Genomic DNA, 17,608 nt, shown 5'->3' with positions numbered 1-17,608 from the left:
TTTTTCTCCAACAGGGATTACTCATGGATCGACGTTTCAAAATCACTTTGGCAATTTTTGCCGGGATCGCGCTGGTTTTGCTCTGGAGTGACCACAAAAATCACCTGCTTGGCGCGTTGCCCTGGCTGATCCTTCTTGCCTGCCCTCTACTCCATAAGTTTATGCATGGGGGGCATGGTAGCAATCACCATGGACGTCAAGCTGACGAAGGTGACAAGTAGCGCAATGGCGGGCAATTCACTTTCACTACAAACCGTTGTCGGAATGGTAGTTGTCGCGTTTCTTTGGGCCATCTGCTTTCCGTTCATCGTTGTTGGGTTACCGGATGCGCCTCCTATACTGTTTGCGGCTCTGAGAGCGTTATTGGCAGGTGCTTTTTTGATTGCCATAGGGATGAAATTGGGGCGCAGGTTCGACTGTTCTTTTCGACGCTTGGTAATGCTTACGCTGATTGGCTTCAGTTACACGGGCATGGGCCTCGGGGGCATGTTTCTCGGGGCGGGCAATGTAGGGCCAGGTGTTGCAACCGTATTGGCGAATGCGCAGCCTCTCTTTGCCGCCATCCTGTCGATTTTCGTTCTTAAAGAAGTAGTTACTGTCCGTTTATATCTCGGGTTGTTCATTGGCTTTGTGGGAGTCGTTGTACTCGCTTTACCCGATTTTGACTTTGGAGCGGATCGTTTCGTAGGGGTGCTGTATGTGCTGGTTGGTGCCGTTGGAACGGCAATTGGTAACGTTCTTTTAAAGCTTCAGGCAGGTGAGGAGGGTGTGTACTGGCCGATGGGAATTCAGCTCATCCTGGGGGCCGCATTTCTGCTTGTCGCCTCTTTACTGGCAGGTGAAGGCTTCGAGGTTGACTGGACATGGTCATTCTCCGGGGTCGTATTCGTGCTTGCAGTTCCGGCAACCGCGTTGATGGTTGTGCTCTGGTATGAGCTTCTGGCCAGAGCACCTTTGAACGAACTCAACCCGTTTACGTTTCTGACACCGGTCTTTGGTTTACTTATCGGGGCTCTATTTTTTGATGAGATATTCAGTGCAGTGGAAATTGCAGGGATTGTGATCACTGTTTTGGGGCTGTTGGTGATTGTCATAGTCCCAAATCGGGAAAAACGTATCGTGTAGTGTAATTGTAGCTGCAATCGAGGTGTGTGGTTCTGGACACATTGTTAGCGTAGGAAACAGTGCATGAAATGCTTGCCAGTTATTACTTTTCTCGGTGTTTTTCCGGGTCTTGCGCTTGGCAGCGCCCCCTCGGCCGAATCATTGATTAAAGGGATGGAAAACACCCTGTGGTCGGACAGCAACCACGGTCGATTTACCATGCGCATCGAAACCGAATATTGGGCGCGGGAGCTGAACCTGGAAGCCTGGATGGATCGACCCGAGAAGGCACTGATCCGCATTCATGCTCCCAAAAAGGAAGCAGGGATTGGTTCGCTGCGCATTGGCGACGCCATGTGGAACTACCTGCCCAAGGTGGATCGCACCATCAAGATTCCCCCCTCCATGATGCTCCAGCCCTGGATGGGGTCCAACTTCAGCAACGATGATCTGGTCAAGGAAAGCTCCTTTGTCGACGACTATATCCACGAAGTGACCGGTAGTGAAGAGGCCGGCGGAGTGACGGTGTATCGCGTGGTTTCAACCCCGAAACCCGACGCGCCTGTGGTCTGGAGTCGCCTGGAGTTTCAGATCCGTGAGGATCATATTCCGGTCGCAATGATCTATTACGGAGAGCGAGATAAGGCGGTCAAGACGATGGCCTACAGCGCCATCGGCTCCCTGGGCGGTCGGCAAATCCCCACACGCTGGACCATGGTGGACGCGGACAACCCTGAATCCCGTACCGTGATCGAGATCGAATCTATCGAGTTTGATCTTCCGCTGGAGGACGACCTGTTCAGCCTGCGCCGCCTGCGCAACCCACAGTAAGGCATCTTCATGACACTCGTGAATGTCGAACACACCTCCCGCGTCTACCGACAGAACAGTGTGGCGGTGAAAGCCCTGGACGATGTGTCCGTGACCGTCGGGGCAGGGGAGTTCACCACGCTGGTGGGGCCGTCCGGCTCCGGCAAGACCACTCTGCTTAATCAGATCGGCGCCCTGGACGAACCGTCCTCCGGTCGCATCCAGATCGACGGCCAGGAAATCACCGGCCTGAGCCGCAAAAAACGTACCGTTTTGCGGCTTTGGAAGATAGGTTTCGTGTTTCAGGAATACAACCTGATCGGCGTGCTCTCGGCCCAGGAGAACGTGGAGTACGTGCTGATGCTGCGCGGTGTCCCGTTTCGCGAACGCCGCCAGCAAGCCCGAGCCACTCTCGCCGAAGTGGGGCTGGAGGGCCTGGAAACCCGCCTGCCCAATGAGCTCTCTGGCGGCCAGCAGCAGCGGGTGGCGGTGGCCCGAGCCATTGTCAGCAAACCGGCGATTGTGTTGGCCGACGAGCCCACGGCCAACCTTGATTCCAAGACCGGTGCGGCCCTGTTGGATATGATGCGTCGGCTCAACGAAGAGCACGGCGTCACCTTTGTGTTTTCCACCCACGATCCCATGGTCATGGAGCGGGCCCGGCGCGTGATCCATCTCAAGGACGGTCGAATTGAACGCGACGAGCGCCGTACATGATGGCTTGGCCACGCCTGGCCCTGGGCAACCTGCGGGCTAACCGGCGACGCACTGGGGTCACCCTGCTGTCTCTGATTGTCGGCGTGGCGGGTCTGGTGTTCCTGTGGGCCTTCATCGACGGCATCAACACCCAGATGATCAATAACATGACCGGTTACGTTACCGGTGATCTGAAGGTTCACAAGCGCGGGTTCCACGACGAACGGGAAATGAACATTGCCATACCGCAGAAATGGGACCTGACGCGGGCGGTGGCGGAGACCGAAGGAGTAGCGGCCGCGGCCCCGCGCCTGACCGGCTACGCGCTGGCCAGTCTGGCCGAGCAATCCCGGACGATACAGTTGATCGGCGTTGATCCCGCCAGAGAAAAAGCCGTGACGCGCCTCGACCGCTCGCTGGTGGCGGGCCGTTACCTGCAGTCCGGCAACGAGATCGTCCTCGGCACTGGTGCGGCCCGAGCTCTGGAAGCTGGTATGGGTGACGAATTGGCTCTGGTGGTGCAGGCCGCCGACGGTTCCATCGGTGCCGACCGTTTTACCGTGGTGGGGCTGTTCGAAACCGGCGTTAAACGCATCGATGGCCGGGTGGCTCAGATTCCCCTGGAGGCCGCCCAATCCCTCTATGCGTTCCGGGGCCGGGTCACCGAAGTGGCTGCTCGGGTAGATGATCCCGACCAGTTGAAGAGTGTGATTGCTCGCTTGCAACCGCAATTGCAAACGCGGCAGGTGGAAGTGCTGGGCTGGCCTGAGCTGATGCCCTCGCTGGTGCAGATGGTGGACTTTCACAATGCGGTGACCTACATCGTTATCTTCGTAGTGTTCGTGGTGGTGGCCGCTGGTATCGTCAACACCATTTTAATGTCGGTGATGGAACGCGGGCGGGAATTCGGGGTCATGATGGCTGTGGGCACCTCCGGCTCGCGCATCGTGCAACTGGTGTTGCTGGAAACCTCGCTGCTGGCCCTGGTGGGCTACGCCCTCGGCCTCGCCCTGGGGCTGGTGGTGACCGCCTACTTTGCCAACCATGGCCTGGACTTCAGCGCCTACATCAAAGCCATGGACACCATGCCCGGCCTGAGCGGCATCGTCTATCCGACCACCAGCCCCGATCGCTGGGTGATCATTGGCGCCGTTGTGATTTTGGTGGCCCTGCTGGCGGCGATACTCCCCGCCTGGATCGCCAGCCGCCAGACGCCTCTGGAGGCCATGGATGCCCACAACAGCGCCACTAACCGGTTGCGTCGTATCCACACCGAGGTGACCTCCAACCGGACGTTCGTGATCTTCGCTCAGATGGCCCTGCGCTCGGTTTTCCGCAACCCGCGCCGTTCGCTCATCACCGCCTCGGCCACAGCCTTTGGCTTGGCCGCCTACCTGTTTTTGTACGGTTTTGCCGACGGCTTCTTTGAGCAGATGATCCGCAATTCCACCCAGCAGCTGAGTGGCCACGTCCAGGTGATGGCGAAGGGCCACGAGGTGGATCTCTCGCCCCAACTGCGTATCGACAACGTGGCTCGGCGGCTGACGACGCTGGCCGAGCAACCGGCAGTGCAGGCCGCCACTCCGCGTGTCGTGCTTAAAGGTATGGTTGCCAATTCGAAGACCAGCCAACCGATGGAACTGGTGGGCGTAGCACCGGGTCAGGAACAACAGGTTACCGATCTGGCCCGCTACATGGTGGAAGGCCAGTACGTTCTGGCCGGCGGGGACGGCATCGTCATCGGCCGAAAGCTGGCAGACGAACTGGATGCCCGCCTGGATGACAAACTGGTGGTGACCGTCCAGCAGGCCGGCGGAGACCTGGCATCCAGCGCATACTCGATCCGTGGAATTTACCGCACCGGCAGCGACCTGTTTGACAGTGAGTATGTGTTTGTAAGCATTGCTCAGGCACGTCAGTTAGTGGACTTCTCCCCGGATCAGGCCTCGCGTATTGTTTTGCGCCTGCAGGACCGTGGCCAGAGTACGCCGCTGGCCCAACGGCTCAATCGTGAGTTTGCCGGTACGCCGCTGGTGGCTCAGGACTGGGAAACCCTGCTGCCGATTGTGGTGCAGATGATTGAAATGAGCCAGATTGACTTCTACCTGATCCTGAGTGTTGTGTTCGTGGTGGTGGCCATTGGTGTCATGAACACCATGGTGATGTCGGTTATGGAGCGAACCCGGGAGTTGGGTGTCATGCTGGCCTTGGGTACCCAGGGCCAGCAACTGATACTCACTATCCTTTTCGAGGCCTTGTTCCTGTCGCTGATTGGTATGGTGGGTGGGGCGCTTTTGGGCGTGCTTATCGTCGCCTGGCTGGCTCGCGACGGCATCGATCTCTCTGCCATCGCAGGTTCCTTCGAGACAATTCCCGGCATCACCGACAAAGTGTATCCAGTGCTTATTCTCGATCATGTCTGGTTGCCCAGTCTGTTGCTGTTTCTCTGCTCGGTTCTGGTGGCTTTCTACCCTGCGCGGCGAGCGGCCAAACTGGATCCGGTGGAGGCCATTCGCCATGGTTAAACTTACGGGCCTGATACTGATTATGATGTCAGCGTTTTTGGCTCCGTGGGTACAGGCAGGTTTTGATACTACTTGGACTCTCAAGAACCTGACCCTGGGTTCGCGTTCATTGATCAACGACAACCCTTATGTGTCCAATGTCACTCGGATGCGCCTGGAACCGCAATACCGGCAACAGACCTGGAGCTTTCAGGCGGCCTATGACCTGGAGTTTCTTTCTGGCAGTTTTCTGAATTCACCGGAGTTTGCCCTTCTCAAGCAGGCCCGGGATCCTCGTTACTGGGCGCTACAGGACAAGCTTCACGAGTCAGGCGAGCTTGTCATTCGCCACCAGCTCTATCGAGGAACTCTGCAATGGCGGTCGCCAGTGGGGGACTTCAGGTTGGGGCGTCAGCAGATAAACTGGGCCACGACCCTGATCTGGAATCCGATGGACATCCTCAACCCAGTGAGTCCGCTGCAATTGGAGCCGGATGAGCGAACCGGAGTGGATGCCTTGTTATGGGACAAATCCTGGGGTGCACTGGGGCGCATCAGTGCAGTTTACGCCCCACAACATAATGCCAATGAATCAAGCGGCGCGTTGCGGATCAAGCGATTTATAGGTGGAATCGATGCCAGCGTGATGGCCGGGGAGTTTGCTGACGTGACCAAAGTGGGCGTCAGCGGTAGCGGTTCAGTGGCTGGTACCGGATGGCGTACCGAAATGGTCTGGAGCGACCGTGAAGAGGCGGTCGCCTACTGGCAGGCGGTCGCCAATCTCAACTGGTCCCTGCGCAACGGTGTCAATCTGGCCCTCGAATACTATTACAATGGGAATACGGTGCAGCCGCGAACGCTTGAGGTGAGTCGTTTGACGTCTGGCGAACCCCACGACGCAGGGCGTCACTACACAGGTGTGCTTGTCTCGCAGGATATCAATCCACTTTGGGATTATAGGGTCGTGGTGATACGCAATGCTGATGATGCCAGTTGGGTGCTCTATCCCCGTTCAACTTGGACTCTGCCGATGACGCAGGAAGTTTATCTTACCGCTGGGGCGCAATGGTTTGGTGGTGATAACGACAGTGAATTTGGAAAGCTGGAGCCCTTGGCTCTATTGGAGTTGCAATGGTTTTTCTGAATATTTCCCGTAAATCAGGATCCGCCGCTGTTCTTGCTCTGATGGTTTGGGGTGTGAGCTTCTTTCTGCATTTTTTCTGGGAGATGGCGCAGGTACCGTTCTTCGTTGGTATGGCCGAGGCGCGTCACTGGGATGTCGTCTGGCTCTGTACACGCGCAACCTTTGGAGACGCGAATATAGCCTTTGGCGCATACACGATGGCGGCATGTTTATCCAGGGACTGGTTCTGGGTTGCGAAATCCTGGAGCCGGTCGACACTGTTGCTTTACATCTGTGTCGGACTGATCGTGACGATTGTTTTTGAGTATTGGGCGACGGGAGAAGGACAGAGGTGGAGTTACAGTGAGCGAATGCCCGAACTGGCTGGGACAGGCACAGGAATATTACCTCTCGCCCAGTGGGTGGTCTTACCTGTGTTGCTAGTCTATTCCACGAGATGGATGTTCCTTGGATGGTTGGTTTCGAAGCGTGAGGACGTGAGCATTCAGAGTATATTCGGGATGAAATGATAAGCCACGTGCCTCTTAACGGGGCTGGAAAATATCTTATAGCCTTTGAGAACCTGGGGTTTTAAATACGATCCGTCAGACTGGAATTGGCATTTGCCATAGCAGAGAACAAAGCTGTTAATGCAGTAGCGATAATGTTTTTTTCATGCTGGGTACCTCTCTCATAAATATCGGTAATCGTATCGTAATTCAGTTTGGTTTCAGGTTTGTGTGTTGTAATGTTTGACACTCAAGGTGCCATCAGCACGAAATAATAGTGCTAGTGACTCTTGGGCTTTTTGCGAGTTTATTTAGCCGCAGGAGTAATCTTGCGGTGTTTTTTGATCCTGCTTCATCGCTCGGTGGTAGGCACTGCCTTCTTGTGTACCAACTAACGTTCTTCGATCTTCCACTCCCCTATTTAAAGTATCCTGCCGGTGCCCTTTCTCTGCGCATACCGTGCGGCCTCTAATAAAACTCTACAATCAGGCTAGTTTTATCCCTGCACAATATTAGTTTGCTCTTTAATTGAGAAAAAAGCCGCAATACTGAAAAGTATTGCGGCGAGTATGAATGGTGGAGACCATTCTTGATGCAAACCAACTAGCGCTGGCGAAGGCTCCAACTAAAGCCCTCTGCAACGGGTATTATTAACTCATGGTTTCCTGAAACGAAACTGAAAAGCATAATAGATTTCGAAATGTAAATCGGTATGTGTATTTTTTTTTGACCTCGATCATTTAAATTTAATTTAGAGTTAATCGCGATACTTTATTTATGCGTTTTTTCAGTTTCGTTTCAGTTTTCTTCGTTATATCTGGGATGGCATGGAGTTTTAGCCGTGATAACAAGAAATCTAATATTAAAAAATTTCGGAGGATAGATGAAAATAATACAAAAACGCATTAACCAAGGGATTTTGGGAGTGCTGGTTGCTGTGAGCGGAGTTCCTGTAGCCATGGCTTTAGAAATTCCCACAGCGTCGGGCGTGAAGCTGGATATATTCACTCAAGGCAAGTTTCAGCCGACTTACTTTTCGAACTTCGATTTGGACAGCAGTATTGATGATGGCGCTACAGGCACATCCGCAGGTGCAGTTCAGGTCGGCGATGAGCATGTCAGGGCGGAAGTCAGGCTTGGCGTCATGGCATCCGGTGAAAACTGGACCGGGAAGCTGCTCCTTGAAAATGACTTTGCACTAGACGCCAATTCCGTTGACCGCGCAAACCGTGGAGAGCGATTTGGTCTGGAGCAGGCCTTCTTTACCTACACCTTTGACCCGGCCTTCACCCTTCAGGGCGGCTGGACCTTCAAGAATCTGGACTTGGCCTCCGGTGGCCTTCTGTACGGCGACGACCATCCTCTGTTTGGCGCCACCGGTAAGACATCGTGGGGTAACTACGACGTTTACTGGATGCCAATCAACGATGGGTTGATCTCAAACTCAGTCGATCTCAATCGACCAACAGCGAATACAGCCAATGGTGAGCTGGACTGGGATGTTTATGCGTCGAAATTTGACATCGACCTTGGAAATGGTAGCCGTGTTTCGCCCATCCTGACCTACAGTGACAATCAGCAGCGAGACGCCAAGGCAACGTATTTTGGTGTCGAGTACATCGGGAACATTGGCGCTGTGAAAGTCCGTGCCGAATTACTGGGTGTTACGGGGAGCTTCGATGGCGGGTCTTCCACGCTTGAGAATGGAACAGTGGTCGACAATACCGGCGATGACATCAGTGCGTACGCTGCTTATGCGAGCTTCGAATACCCGGTTAATGACGCGTTCAACCCCTTCATTGCACTCCGGGTTGCGAGTGGTGACGACGATCCAACTGATGACGATGTTGAAGGTTGGCTGGGGATAACCGATATCGGCCGATTCTCGCCTTTGATCGGTATTGACGGTCAGTTCATGGGCTGGGGCCCTGGCTCAAACGCGGCGATAAATTCATTGCTCTTCGGCCTGGCACTTGATGGAGCCGGCCCTGGTGGTGCCGGTTATGGCGCGATCTCCAACGCCGGTACTGGTAACAATCCGGGGCAGATCATGCTGTCGTTTGGCAGCTCCGGCAACCTTTCGTCAATCTCACCGAAACTGTCCTACCAAGCACAGGTTTTTCCGATGTGGTTCCACAAAACCGGGGGACTTGAATCACTCAGCACAGCCAGTGGATCCGTGGACAGTTTCGCGGGTACTGAGTTGGATTTGGCGGTAAAGTACCAGGCTAATGAGTATTTTGCTCCACGGCTTGTACTTTCCAGCTTCCTGCCGGGTAAGGGTGTTGAAGACGCGACCGGTGCAGATGATGCAGCGTATGTTGCGATGCTTGAGCTCAACTGGAACTACTAAAATCTAGAGAAATATAGTCTATTTAATGAAAAACTATTGAGGCCTTCCACTGCGGGGGCCTCATTTCGCTTTTAAAGGGGCATATTGTGAAACGAGTTCTTGTGTTCGTTGCCTTCTTGCTCACGCTGCCGAATGCCTTCGCCGAGAGCTATAATCTACCTCTGGATTCATTGTCGGAATGGACTGGGGAAAAGACCATTAATGTCGTTTCAAATGTCCCTGATCTGGATAGGGATACAGAATTCCTGGCGTTGTTAGGACGCCTTAGTGTTAAGGGGTTTGATGTTAATTTCGATCATTCCGGGTTTTCCGATGAGGGGCTTGTTCTGGAAGTCCTTGAAGTGCAGGATAAACTCGCGATCTCCATAAAATCCGTTGACTCCCAAAGATACTTGTTTTCAACCCTGGTTGATCGGGCTGGCCACGCGACGCCACTCACCGATACCAGCACCTTTCCACAAAGGATTCTGCCCCTACCGTTAGATTTTAAGCCAAAGAGGGTTGCGGCGCTGTCTACGTCGGCGCGTGAGGACGGTCGACTGATTTTTCTCTCTGATACAAAATTGGTGCTAGGTTCACTTAAGGCCGATAACATACACATAATTGATGAATTGCAGTCGGGCATCAAAGACTCAAAAGCGATTTACCTTTCTATTGGCCAGTCAGACTCAGACCAGAACCTGGAAGTTGCGGTCGTTTGGGGACAGGATCGGGATATCTCTGGTAAGGGTCAGTACACGAAGATCTACTCTCAACTTTTCGAGATCTCCGAGAAGGGCCTGGGGGAGGAATCTGAAAAGAAAGAAGATGTTGCCATACGATTTATTGATAATGAGCTGTATGCTCAGCGATATGAATTGCTAAATGGAGACATCGGAAAACTAATGGCTGCCTCCCTGAAGAGTGGAAGAATCAGCGTTGGTGAAGAGGTTTCATCGCTCCCTGCTGATCGAGAGATCTTTTCAATCTTCCCCGTCAGCGACTCTGAGTGGATAAATGTTGCTGAAAGTTATCTTGAATTACAGACGTCGGGTCGGGATTCTGTCGCCAGGCTCGAATTAGGGAAAGTTTCTTCGCCCAAGGTCGCCAAACGATTAATGGACAGGAAAATTATTAGCTCTCCCGATTACGCGTATTCCGTCAACGAAAAATACCTTGCCATTCCTCGGCAAGTTGTTGTTGAAGGAAGAAAAATCATAACGTTTATGAGAAAGCGCAGGTCGGCTTTTGCGGGGTTATCATCGGCTTCGGGGTCGGATGTAATCGTCAGCGCAAGTTGGGAGAACAGTTCACCGAGCACCGGGTTTTCGATTACCCCAATTCGCGAAGTTGATTCTTTTTTGATCGATTTTACCCGCGTGAGAATTGGAGATAAGTCGGCTTTTGTCGCTTTGACTAATGAGGAAGATGGCAGTCAGGGCGCAAGCCACATATACATATACTAGTTATTTTCCTCTCAAAATAGTTACATAAAGTTGCTTTGCTTATTTTAGGAATCCAGGCAGCGTGCCTGGATGCCCGCTGTTTCAGTCGTTCTATTCGGAAGGGCCAGCATATGATGGATATTGATAAACAGGCTGTGTGGGTGCATGATTGCAGGTAATAGCGGATAAGGATACGAGCCAGTCGGAGCCCCGTTTTCGGATAGAGTTATTTGAACTAAGCCAGCTAAGCATCTTTCCTGAATGAAGGTCGCTGTTTTAGCGTTGGTTTTTGAGGCTTACTCAGAACCTCTGATGGCCCCGGTAGCCAGCCACGCTCTTCATGGCGTGGCTAGCAAATATCTTGTGGTATCAATGGTCATTGAGTTTTAACACGTGATCTTTTGATGGCTTTACATTGGTCACCTTTAATGCTGATGATCCTTTAGTTTAGCCTTGCTCATTTCCATATGCATCTGTATATGTCGACTGTTTAGTGTTCTTGCATCTGATGTATTTTCGGCTGTTTTGTTCGGATAACTTCGCGCTTCGTTAATACGATCTGCTAAGCCAGAATTGGCATGCGCCGTAGTAGAGAGCAAAGACGCTATTGCTGCTGCGATAATAAATTTATTCATTTGTTACTCCTTACTCTTAATTATATAAAATATAATAGTAATTCAGATTAGTTTCAGATTTATAAATTGTGCTCCGCATTGCTAAAGGCATCTTTGGCGCGAAGTTTCGCCAGTGCGCCTTTAGCGTTTTCAAATTAATCTATCCTGCAGTGTTTTTGCGATCCTGATCCACTGCTTTATGATATGCTTCTCCTGCTTCCGTTCCTATCATCATTCGTCGAGCTTCCATACCCTGCTCGGATAAGCCGTTGAGCTTCATCTCTTCATGAAGACGCTGCATCTCCTTATTTTTAAGGATATCCGTCTGGGTGGTATCTTTGTTCATGCTATTATGCATTGAACTCATGTTTTCTTGCATTGATTTCATGTCGCCATGCTCGTGATTTCCGCTTCGGCTTTCATTTGGCATATTGCCAGCAACAACTGCGGTGGATAACGTAACTGCGGCTAAGAATACAATCGACTTTTTCATATCGTACCTCCTGGTTGGTTGATGGATTCATTTAATCATCACTTCCTGAATTCACCCTGAAATAAGCAAAAAAAATAAATAAATTTTTTTGATATTTATCAGTGATTAAGCATTATTGATTCAGATCAAAAAAACATAACAGGTTTTGGAATTTCAGTTTGAGTTCAGATAATGATTCTAAGATTCTTCTCTGTGCGTAAAGTCATTGGAGAATACAACTTGAGTAATTTTCTTCGTATATATAAGCCAGTTCTAATAGGTGCCTTGCTGTTAACGAGTCTTGGTGTTTCTGCTGAACCAAGACTCGCCCTTAAAGACGCGATTGATACGGCGATTCGAGGAGATCCCTGGTCAGCCCAAAGCATCCAATTGCAGAACGCGCTACTCGATGAGTCTGTTGCTGCAGGCGCTTTACCGGACCCACGAATTACACTGGGAGCCGCAAACCTTCCCACGGATACCTTCAATACCGGTCAAGAGGGCATGACCCAAGCTACTATTGGTCTAAGCCAGAAATTTCCTCGTGGTAATAGTCGGTATCTTGCCCGCGACAAAAAGAAAGAGCTCGCGGAATCCCAGTCGTTTCAGTGGGAGAATCGACAGGAATTGGTTGTCAGGTCGGTAACTTACCTGTGGCTTGAGCTGTGGAAAGCCCAAGAGAGTGTTCGATTGATTGAAAGCAATCGAGGGCTTTTTGAACAGTTGGCGGACGTTGCGGAAGCCGGGTACACCTCAACGATGAACGGTTCACGGCAGCAGGATATCATCCGTGCGTCTCTTGAGTTGACACGTCTTGATGACCGCTTAACGGCGCTTCATTCCCAGATGGAAACAGCCCAGGAAGAGTTGGGGGAGTGGGTTGGTACTGACACCTTCCGTTTGCAGGTAAGCGAGCGTATCCCCCCGAATCTGTTAGCCCGGCTTCCGAGCCCAGCGCTTGATGTCAGTGATAACTCCGTGATCACTCACTCTTCAATTCGCGCCACAGACCAGTTGATTGAAGCCGGGTCTGTCGATGTTGAGCTGGCGCGCCAGGCTTACAAGCCGGAATGGACAGTGTCCGCGCAGTATGGCTACCGGGATCAAGCTCCGAACGGGCAGGATCGGGCGGATCTCTTTTCGATCGGGATCGGGTTTGACCTGCCTATCTTCACTGGCAATCGCCAGGACCGCACTGTGAGCGCGGCAATCGCGCGCGTGGAAGCGGCGAAGTCTGATCGGATGCTGCAAGTTCGGCGAATTAAAGCCGAAGCTCGTGCGGCGGCCGCCCGAATTAGTCGGCTCGACGACCGCATCAGGCTTTATGAGCAGACGCTGCTTCCGCAAACAGCGGAGCAGGCCAATGCAGCACTCTCAGCTTACAACAACGATGATGGCGATTTTGCCGAAGCCGTACGTGCGCGCATCGCGGAACTCAACGCACAAGTTGATTTTATACAGATGACGGCTGAACGTGCAAAAAACCTTGCGACCTTCCGCTATCTCACCGCTGGTCCTTCTGGCTCCTCCTCGTTTTCACTGAAAAATTCCCAGGATTAACAATCATGGCAAATGTTATGCGCCCATTGGGCTTTTTGTTGTTAGGCGGCGTGGCCGGAGTGGCAGCGACTTATTGGCTCGTCTCTGACGTCCCAGAAGCTGCTGTGGTTGAGTCCACCAGCAATCCAAGTAAAGAACCCCTGCATTGGGTAGCGCCCATGGACCCGAATTTCAAGAGTGACAAACCGGGTAAATCACCCATGGGGATGGACCTGATTCCGGTCTATGCCGATAGCGGATCGGGTAAAGACGCCCCTGGAACCGTTCGAATTTCTCCGAGTGTGGTTAATAACCTGGGCGTGAGGACTGGCCCGGTTACCCAGGGCCGGCTACCGAATGACATAACGACGGTGGGGTACGTTCAATATAGTGAAGACGATATGGCTCATGTTCATCCTCGGGTCGAGGGTTGGATCGAGAAGCTCTATGTGAAGGCGGAGGGCGAACCGGTGGAGAAAGGCAAGCCACTCTACACACTCTATTCGCCCACGCTGGTCAACGCCCAGGATGAATTGATCTTGGCGTTAAACCGGGGCAATGAGCGTTTGGTCAATGCCGCCAAGGAGCGTCTGGCGGCGCTCAATGTGCCGGCAAGCTTGATCCGCCAAATCACGAAAACCCGGAAATTGCAGCGCACGTTAACAGTGTATGCGCCCACCTCTGGTGTTATCGATAACCTCAATGTACGCGAAGGTATGTTTATCAAGCCGGGGGATCGAGTTCTCTCCGTCGCAGCACTGGATGAAGTTTGGGTTATTGGCGAGGTATTTGAACGCCAGTTGTCCGCAGTGGCATCCGATAACCGCGTGGTAATGACGCTGGACTATTTGCCCGGGCGTCGATGGACCGGGAAGGTGGATTATGTGTACCCGGAGGTTAATCCCAAGACCCGAACAGCCCGGGTGAGAATGCGTTTTGACAACACCGATGGCACCTTGTTGCCAGGCATGTTCGCAGAGCTGAATATTAAAGGAGCCCGAACAGACCGACAGCTTCTGGTGCCTCGCGAATCGGTTATTCGAACCGGTCTGAGTGATCGACTGGTGCTGGCATTGGATGGCGGCGCGTTCAAATCCGTCACTGTGAAGGTCGGTCGTGTTGGTGAGCAGTACGCTGAAATCCTTGAGGGTGTGATGTCGGGCGATACGGTGGTTACATCCGCCCAGTTCCTGATTGATTCCGAGTCCAGCAAGACCTCGGATTTTCTGCGTATGTCGGCCATGCCAGCTGATTCGATGGACCACGGCAATATGAACCACGGCAATATGGACCATGAGGGGGCCAACTGATGATTCAGTCGATTATCTATTGGTCCATTCGAAACCGCTTTCTGGTGCTGCTGGCGAGTTTATTAATAACAGGGCTGGGGCTGTACTCACTCAGTAAAACCCCGGTCGATGCACTTCCGGATCTGTCCGATGTGCAAGTCATAATTAAAACAAGCTTTCCGGGACAAGCCCCACAAGTAGTAGAAGACCAGGTCACCTATCCGCTGACGACCGCCATGCTCTCGGTTCCCGGTGCGGAAACCGTGCGTGGCTATTCGTTTTTTGGGGACTCCTACGTTTACGTCATTTTCGATGAAGATACCGATATGTATTGGGCTCGCTCCAGAGTTCTGGAGTATCTGTCCCAAGTGGCACCCAACCTGCCTGATTCCGCACGGCCGCAGTTGGGCCCGGACGCTACCGGTGTTGGCTGGGTTTATCTTTATGCGCTGGTTGATCGGACAGGGCAAAACGACCTGAGTCAGTTGCGCAGTCTCCAGGACTGGTTTCTGAAGTACGAACTGCAAACCGTGCCCGGTGTTTCAGAGGTTGCTGCGCTTGGCGGTATGGTTAGGCAATATCAGGTCAAGGTGAGCCCGGAAAAACTCCGAGCGCTGGGAATTCCGCTGTCTCTTATCCAGACGGCAATCAAGCAAGGGAATCAGGAAGTCGGGGCGTCGGTCATCGAAATGGCGGAGGCGGAATACATGGTTCGTACCTCCGGCTACATTCAATCCCGGGAAGACCTGATGGTGATTCCGCTTGGTCTGGATGTGAACGGCACGCCGGTTTTGCTCCAGGATGTGGCCAGTGTGGAAGTCGGGCCACAGATGAGGCGTGGTGTTGCCGAGCTTAACGGGGAAGGAGAAACCGTCGGTGGCATCGTGGTGATGCGCTTTGGCGAAAATGCTCAGGAAACCATCAATGGTGTTAAGGCCAAGCTGGGCGAACTGCAATCGAGCCTGCCTGATGGCGTTGAAGTGGTCACGGTTTACGATCGCTCGGGCCTGATTGAGCGAGCCGTCAATAATCTCTGGTTCAAGCTACTGGAAGAGTTTCTGGTGGTCGGCCTGGTCTGTATCGTCTTTCTGTTCCACGTTCGCTCTTCGCTGGTGGCAATCCTCAGCTTGCCGGTGGGTATTCTGACGGCGGTTATCGTCATGTACTGGCAAGGCATCAATGCCAACATTATGTCTCTGGGCGGTATCGCGATTGCTATCGGCGCCATGATCGATGGGGCCATTGTGATGATAGAGAATATGCACAAGCATATGGAGCGAACGCCACTCACCTCTGAGAATCGATGGGAGATTGTTGCCAAGTCTGCCTCGGAAGTTGGCCCGGCACTGTTTTTCTCACTGTTGATCATTACCGTTAGCTTTGTACCGGTGTTTGCGCTTGAGGCACAGGAAGGGCGAATGTTTGCGCCACTGGCGTTCACTAAAACCTACGCTATGGCAGCCAGTGCCGCGCTTGCGGTGACGCTGGTTCCGGTACTGATGGGCTACTTTATTCGGGGTAAAGTGTTACCCGAACATAAGAATCCCGTAAACCGTCTGCTGGTCAGTGCCTATATGCCGGTGTTGAAGCTGGTGCTCAGGTTTCCCGTGTCGACAGTGTTGGCTGCAATACTGGTATTGGCTATAGGCCTGTGGCCTGCAACCAAAATCGGTAGTGAATTCATACCCCCGCTGGACGAAGGGGACTTGATGTACATGCCCACGACCTACCCGGGAATCTCAATCGGCAAAGCCCGTCAGTTACTCCAGCAAACGGACAAACTGATTGCGACGGTACCGGAAGTGGAAACTGTATTCGGCAAAGTAGGGCGCGCGGATACGGCGACAGACCCTGCACCTTTGACCATGATTGAAACCTTCATTCAGCTCAAACCTCGAGATCAGTGGCGTGAGGGCATGACCACAGACAAGCTCAAACAGGAACTCAACACACTGATTCGTTTTCCTGGTGTGACCAATGCCTGGGTAATGCCCATCATCACCCGCATCGACATGCTGGCGACGGGCATCAAGACACCCGTAGGCATCAAAATCGCGGGCCCGGATCTGGCTACCATACAGAATGTCGGAAAACGCCTTGAGGAAATTCTGGCAGACGTGCCCGGCACGGCTTCGGTTTATTCAGAGCGCGTAGCGGGTGGTCGATACATTAAAGTGGATATCAATCGCGAACGTGCTGCACGTTATGGCCTGAATATCGCGGACGTACAGCAAGTGGTTGCCTCTGCGATCGGTGGGATCAATGTCTCCAGAACCATTGAAGGCCTTGAGCGTTACCCCATTAACCTGCGTTACCCGGAAGACTACCGGGATTCGCCCGAAAAGCTGGAACAACTTCCTATCGTGACGGCCTCGGGCCAGAGGATTGCGCTGGCTGATGTTGCCGATATCCGAATAGAAGACGGGCCGCCGGCGATCAAAAGTGAGAACGCTCGTCTTAACGGTTGGTCCTTTGTGGATATAGAAGGTGTCGACGTGGGCACATATGTGGAACAGGCGATGTCGACGGTGCAAGCAGAACTGGATCTGCCAGCGGGTTACTCCATCGCCTGGTCGGGCCAATACGAATACATGCTCCGCGCTAAAGAAAAGCTGACCTACGTGGTTCCCTTAACACTGGCGATTATCATCATCCTGCTGTTTCTGAACTTCAGAAACTTTACGGAAGTGGGCATCATCATGGGCACGCTCCCGTTCGCAATGATCGGGGCTGTTTGGCTGATGTATCTGTTGGGTTATAACTTCTCGGTTGCGGTGGGCGTTGGATTCATTGCACTGGCCGGTGTCGCCGTAGAGATTGGTGTCATCATGCTGGTGTATCTCAATCAGTCTTACCAGACAATGCTTGAAACTTGTGAGAAGAAAGGCCTGACGCCGAGGCGCGAAACGCTTCGCCATGCGGTACTGCACGGCGCCGGTATGCGAGTACGACCTGTGATGATGACTGCGGCAGCGATCATCGGTGGTCTGGTTCCGATTATGGTTGGCACCGGAACAGGTTCTGAGGTGATGGCACGTATTGCAACGCCTATGGTGGGGGGCATGATCACTGCCGTCATTTTGGCGCTGTTGGTGATTCCGGTATTGTTTTATCTGTGGAGGCGGAGCGCGTTGTCCAACTAAAATTTCATAAAAGTACAAGGGCTCGCAA

At 52.7% G+C, this 17,608-nt stretch carries 14 protein-coding genes; 12 read left to right on the top strand and 2 right to left on the bottom strand.

Going from position 1 to position 17,608, the window contains the following annotated elements; translation table 11 throughout:
- Positions 1 to 23 precede the first annotated feature (23 nt).
- The 9 genes from FFI90_RS05935 to FFI90_RS05895 all read left to right on the top strand — a co-directional run bounded on the left by FFI90_RS05935 (position 24) and on the right by FFI90_RS05895 (position 10,544).
- Positions 24 to 221 (top strand): DUF2933 domain-containing protein, encoded by a 198-nt coding sequence (locus tag FFI90_RS05935; RefSeq protein WP_144776953.1) that lies wholly within the window; start codon positions 24 to 26, stop codon positions 219 to 221.
- Entirely contained in the window at positions 190 to 1,125 is a 936-nt protein-coding gene (locus tag FFI90_RS05930; RefSeq protein WP_246123364.1) for a DMT family transporter, read from the top strand. Before FFI90_RS05935 ends, FFI90_RS05930 begins: the two co-directional genes overlap by 32 nt.
- 63 nt (positions 1,126 to 1,188) lie before the next feature.
- The gene (locus tag FFI90_RS05925) at positions 1,189 to 1,935 is read left to right on the top strand and encodes an outer membrane lipoprotein-sorting protein (protein WP_144776952.1); all 747 of its coding nucleotides are present in this window, start codon (positions 1,189 to 1,191) and stop codon (positions 1,933 to 1,935) included.
- 9 nt (positions 1,936 to 1,944) lie between these two features.
- On the top strand, positions 1,945 to 2,631 hold the full coding sequence (locus FFI90_RS05920; RefSeq protein WP_144776951.1) for an ABC transporter ATP-binding protein: 687 nt from the start codon (positions 1,945 to 1,947) through the stop codon (positions 2,629 to 2,631).
- Positions 2,628 to 5,135 (top strand): FtsX-like permease family protein, encoded by a 2,508-nt coding sequence (locus FFI90_RS05915; protein WP_144776950.1) that lies wholly within the window; start codon positions 2,628 to 2,630, stop codon positions 5,133 to 5,135. The genes FFI90_RS05920 and FFI90_RS05915 overlap by 4 nt, the downstream gene beginning before the upstream one ends.
- On the top strand, positions 5,128 to 6,258 hold the full coding sequence (locus FFI90_RS05910; protein ID WP_144776949.1) for a hypothetical protein: 1,131 nt from the start codon (positions 5,128 to 5,130) through the stop codon (positions 6,256 to 6,258). Before FFI90_RS05915 ends, FFI90_RS05910 begins: the two co-directional genes overlap by 8 nt.
- Positions 6,246 to 6,767 (top strand): hypothetical protein, encoded by a 522-nt coding sequence (locus tag FFI90_RS05905; RefSeq protein ID WP_144776948.1) that lies wholly within the window; start codon positions 6,246 to 6,248, stop codon positions 6,765 to 6,767. The genes FFI90_RS05910 and FFI90_RS05905 overlap by 13 nt, the downstream gene beginning before the upstream one ends.
- Positions 6,768 to 7,704: 937 nt before the next feature.
- Positions 7,705 to 9,099 (top strand): hypothetical protein, encoded by a 1,395-nt coding sequence (locus FFI90_RS05900; protein ID WP_144776947.1) that lies wholly within the window; start codon positions 7,705 to 7,707, stop codon positions 9,097 to 9,099.
- Between the two features lie 86 nt (positions 9,100 to 9,185).
- The gene (locus tag FFI90_RS05895; protein WP_144776946.1) at positions 9,186 to 10,544 is read left to right on the top strand and encodes a hypothetical protein; all 1,359 of its coding nucleotides are present in this window, start codon (positions 9,186 to 9,188) and stop codon (positions 10,542 to 10,544) included.
- Between the two features lie 404 nt (positions 10,545 to 10,948).
- Here the strand turns inward: FFI90_RS05895 and FFI90_RS05890 are convergent, their stop codons facing one another.
- Entirely contained in the window at positions 10,949 to 11,158 is a 210-nt protein-coding gene (locus FFI90_RS05890; protein ID WP_144776945.1) for a hypothetical protein, read from the bottom strand.
- Positions 11,159 to 11,297: 139 nt separating this feature from the next.
- Positions 11,298 to 11,630, bottom strand: coding sequence for a hypothetical protein (locus tag FFI90_RS05885; protein ID WP_144776944.1), 333 nt, complete (start codon positions 11,628 to 11,630; stop codon positions 11,298 to 11,300).
- 219 nt (positions 11,631 to 11,849) lie between these two features.
- On the opposite strand from FFI90_RS05885, the gene FFI90_RS05880 reads away from it, so the two are divergent.
- From FFI90_RS05880 to FFI90_RS05870, 3 genes are read left to right on the top strand one after another with little or no spacing between them, the layout of a single operon-like run.
- The gene (locus FFI90_RS05880) at positions 11,850 to 13,169 is read left to right on the top strand and encodes a TolC family protein (RefSeq protein ID WP_144776943.1); all 1,320 of its coding nucleotides are present in this window, start codon (positions 11,850 to 11,852) and stop codon (positions 13,167 to 13,169) included.
- Positions 13,170 to 13,174: 5 nt separating this feature from the next.
- Positions 13,175 to 14,458, top strand: coding sequence for an efflux RND transporter periplasmic adaptor subunit (locus FFI90_RS05875; RefSeq protein ID WP_144776942.1), 1,284 nt, complete (start codon positions 13,175 to 13,177; stop codon positions 14,456 to 14,458).
- Positions 14,458 to 17,580: an efflux RND transporter permease subunit gene (locus FFI90_RS05870; RefSeq protein WP_144776941.1), complete on the top strand. Its 3,123-nt coding sequence runs from the start codon at positions 14,458 to 14,460 to the stop codon at positions 17,578 to 17,580. The genes FFI90_RS05875 and FFI90_RS05870 overlap by 1 nt, the downstream gene beginning before the upstream one ends.
- Positions 17,581 to 17,608 lie beyond the last annotated feature (28 nt).

The organism is Marinobacter maritimus, assembly GCF_007671675.1.
GTDB classification, from domain to species: Bacteria; Pseudomonadota; Gammaproteobacteria; order Pseudomonadales; family Oleiphilaceae; genus Marinobacter; species Marinobacter maritimus.
The sequence above is the reverse complement of the archived record's forward strand: the minus strand, read 5'-3'. Positions and strand labels throughout refer to the sequence as shown.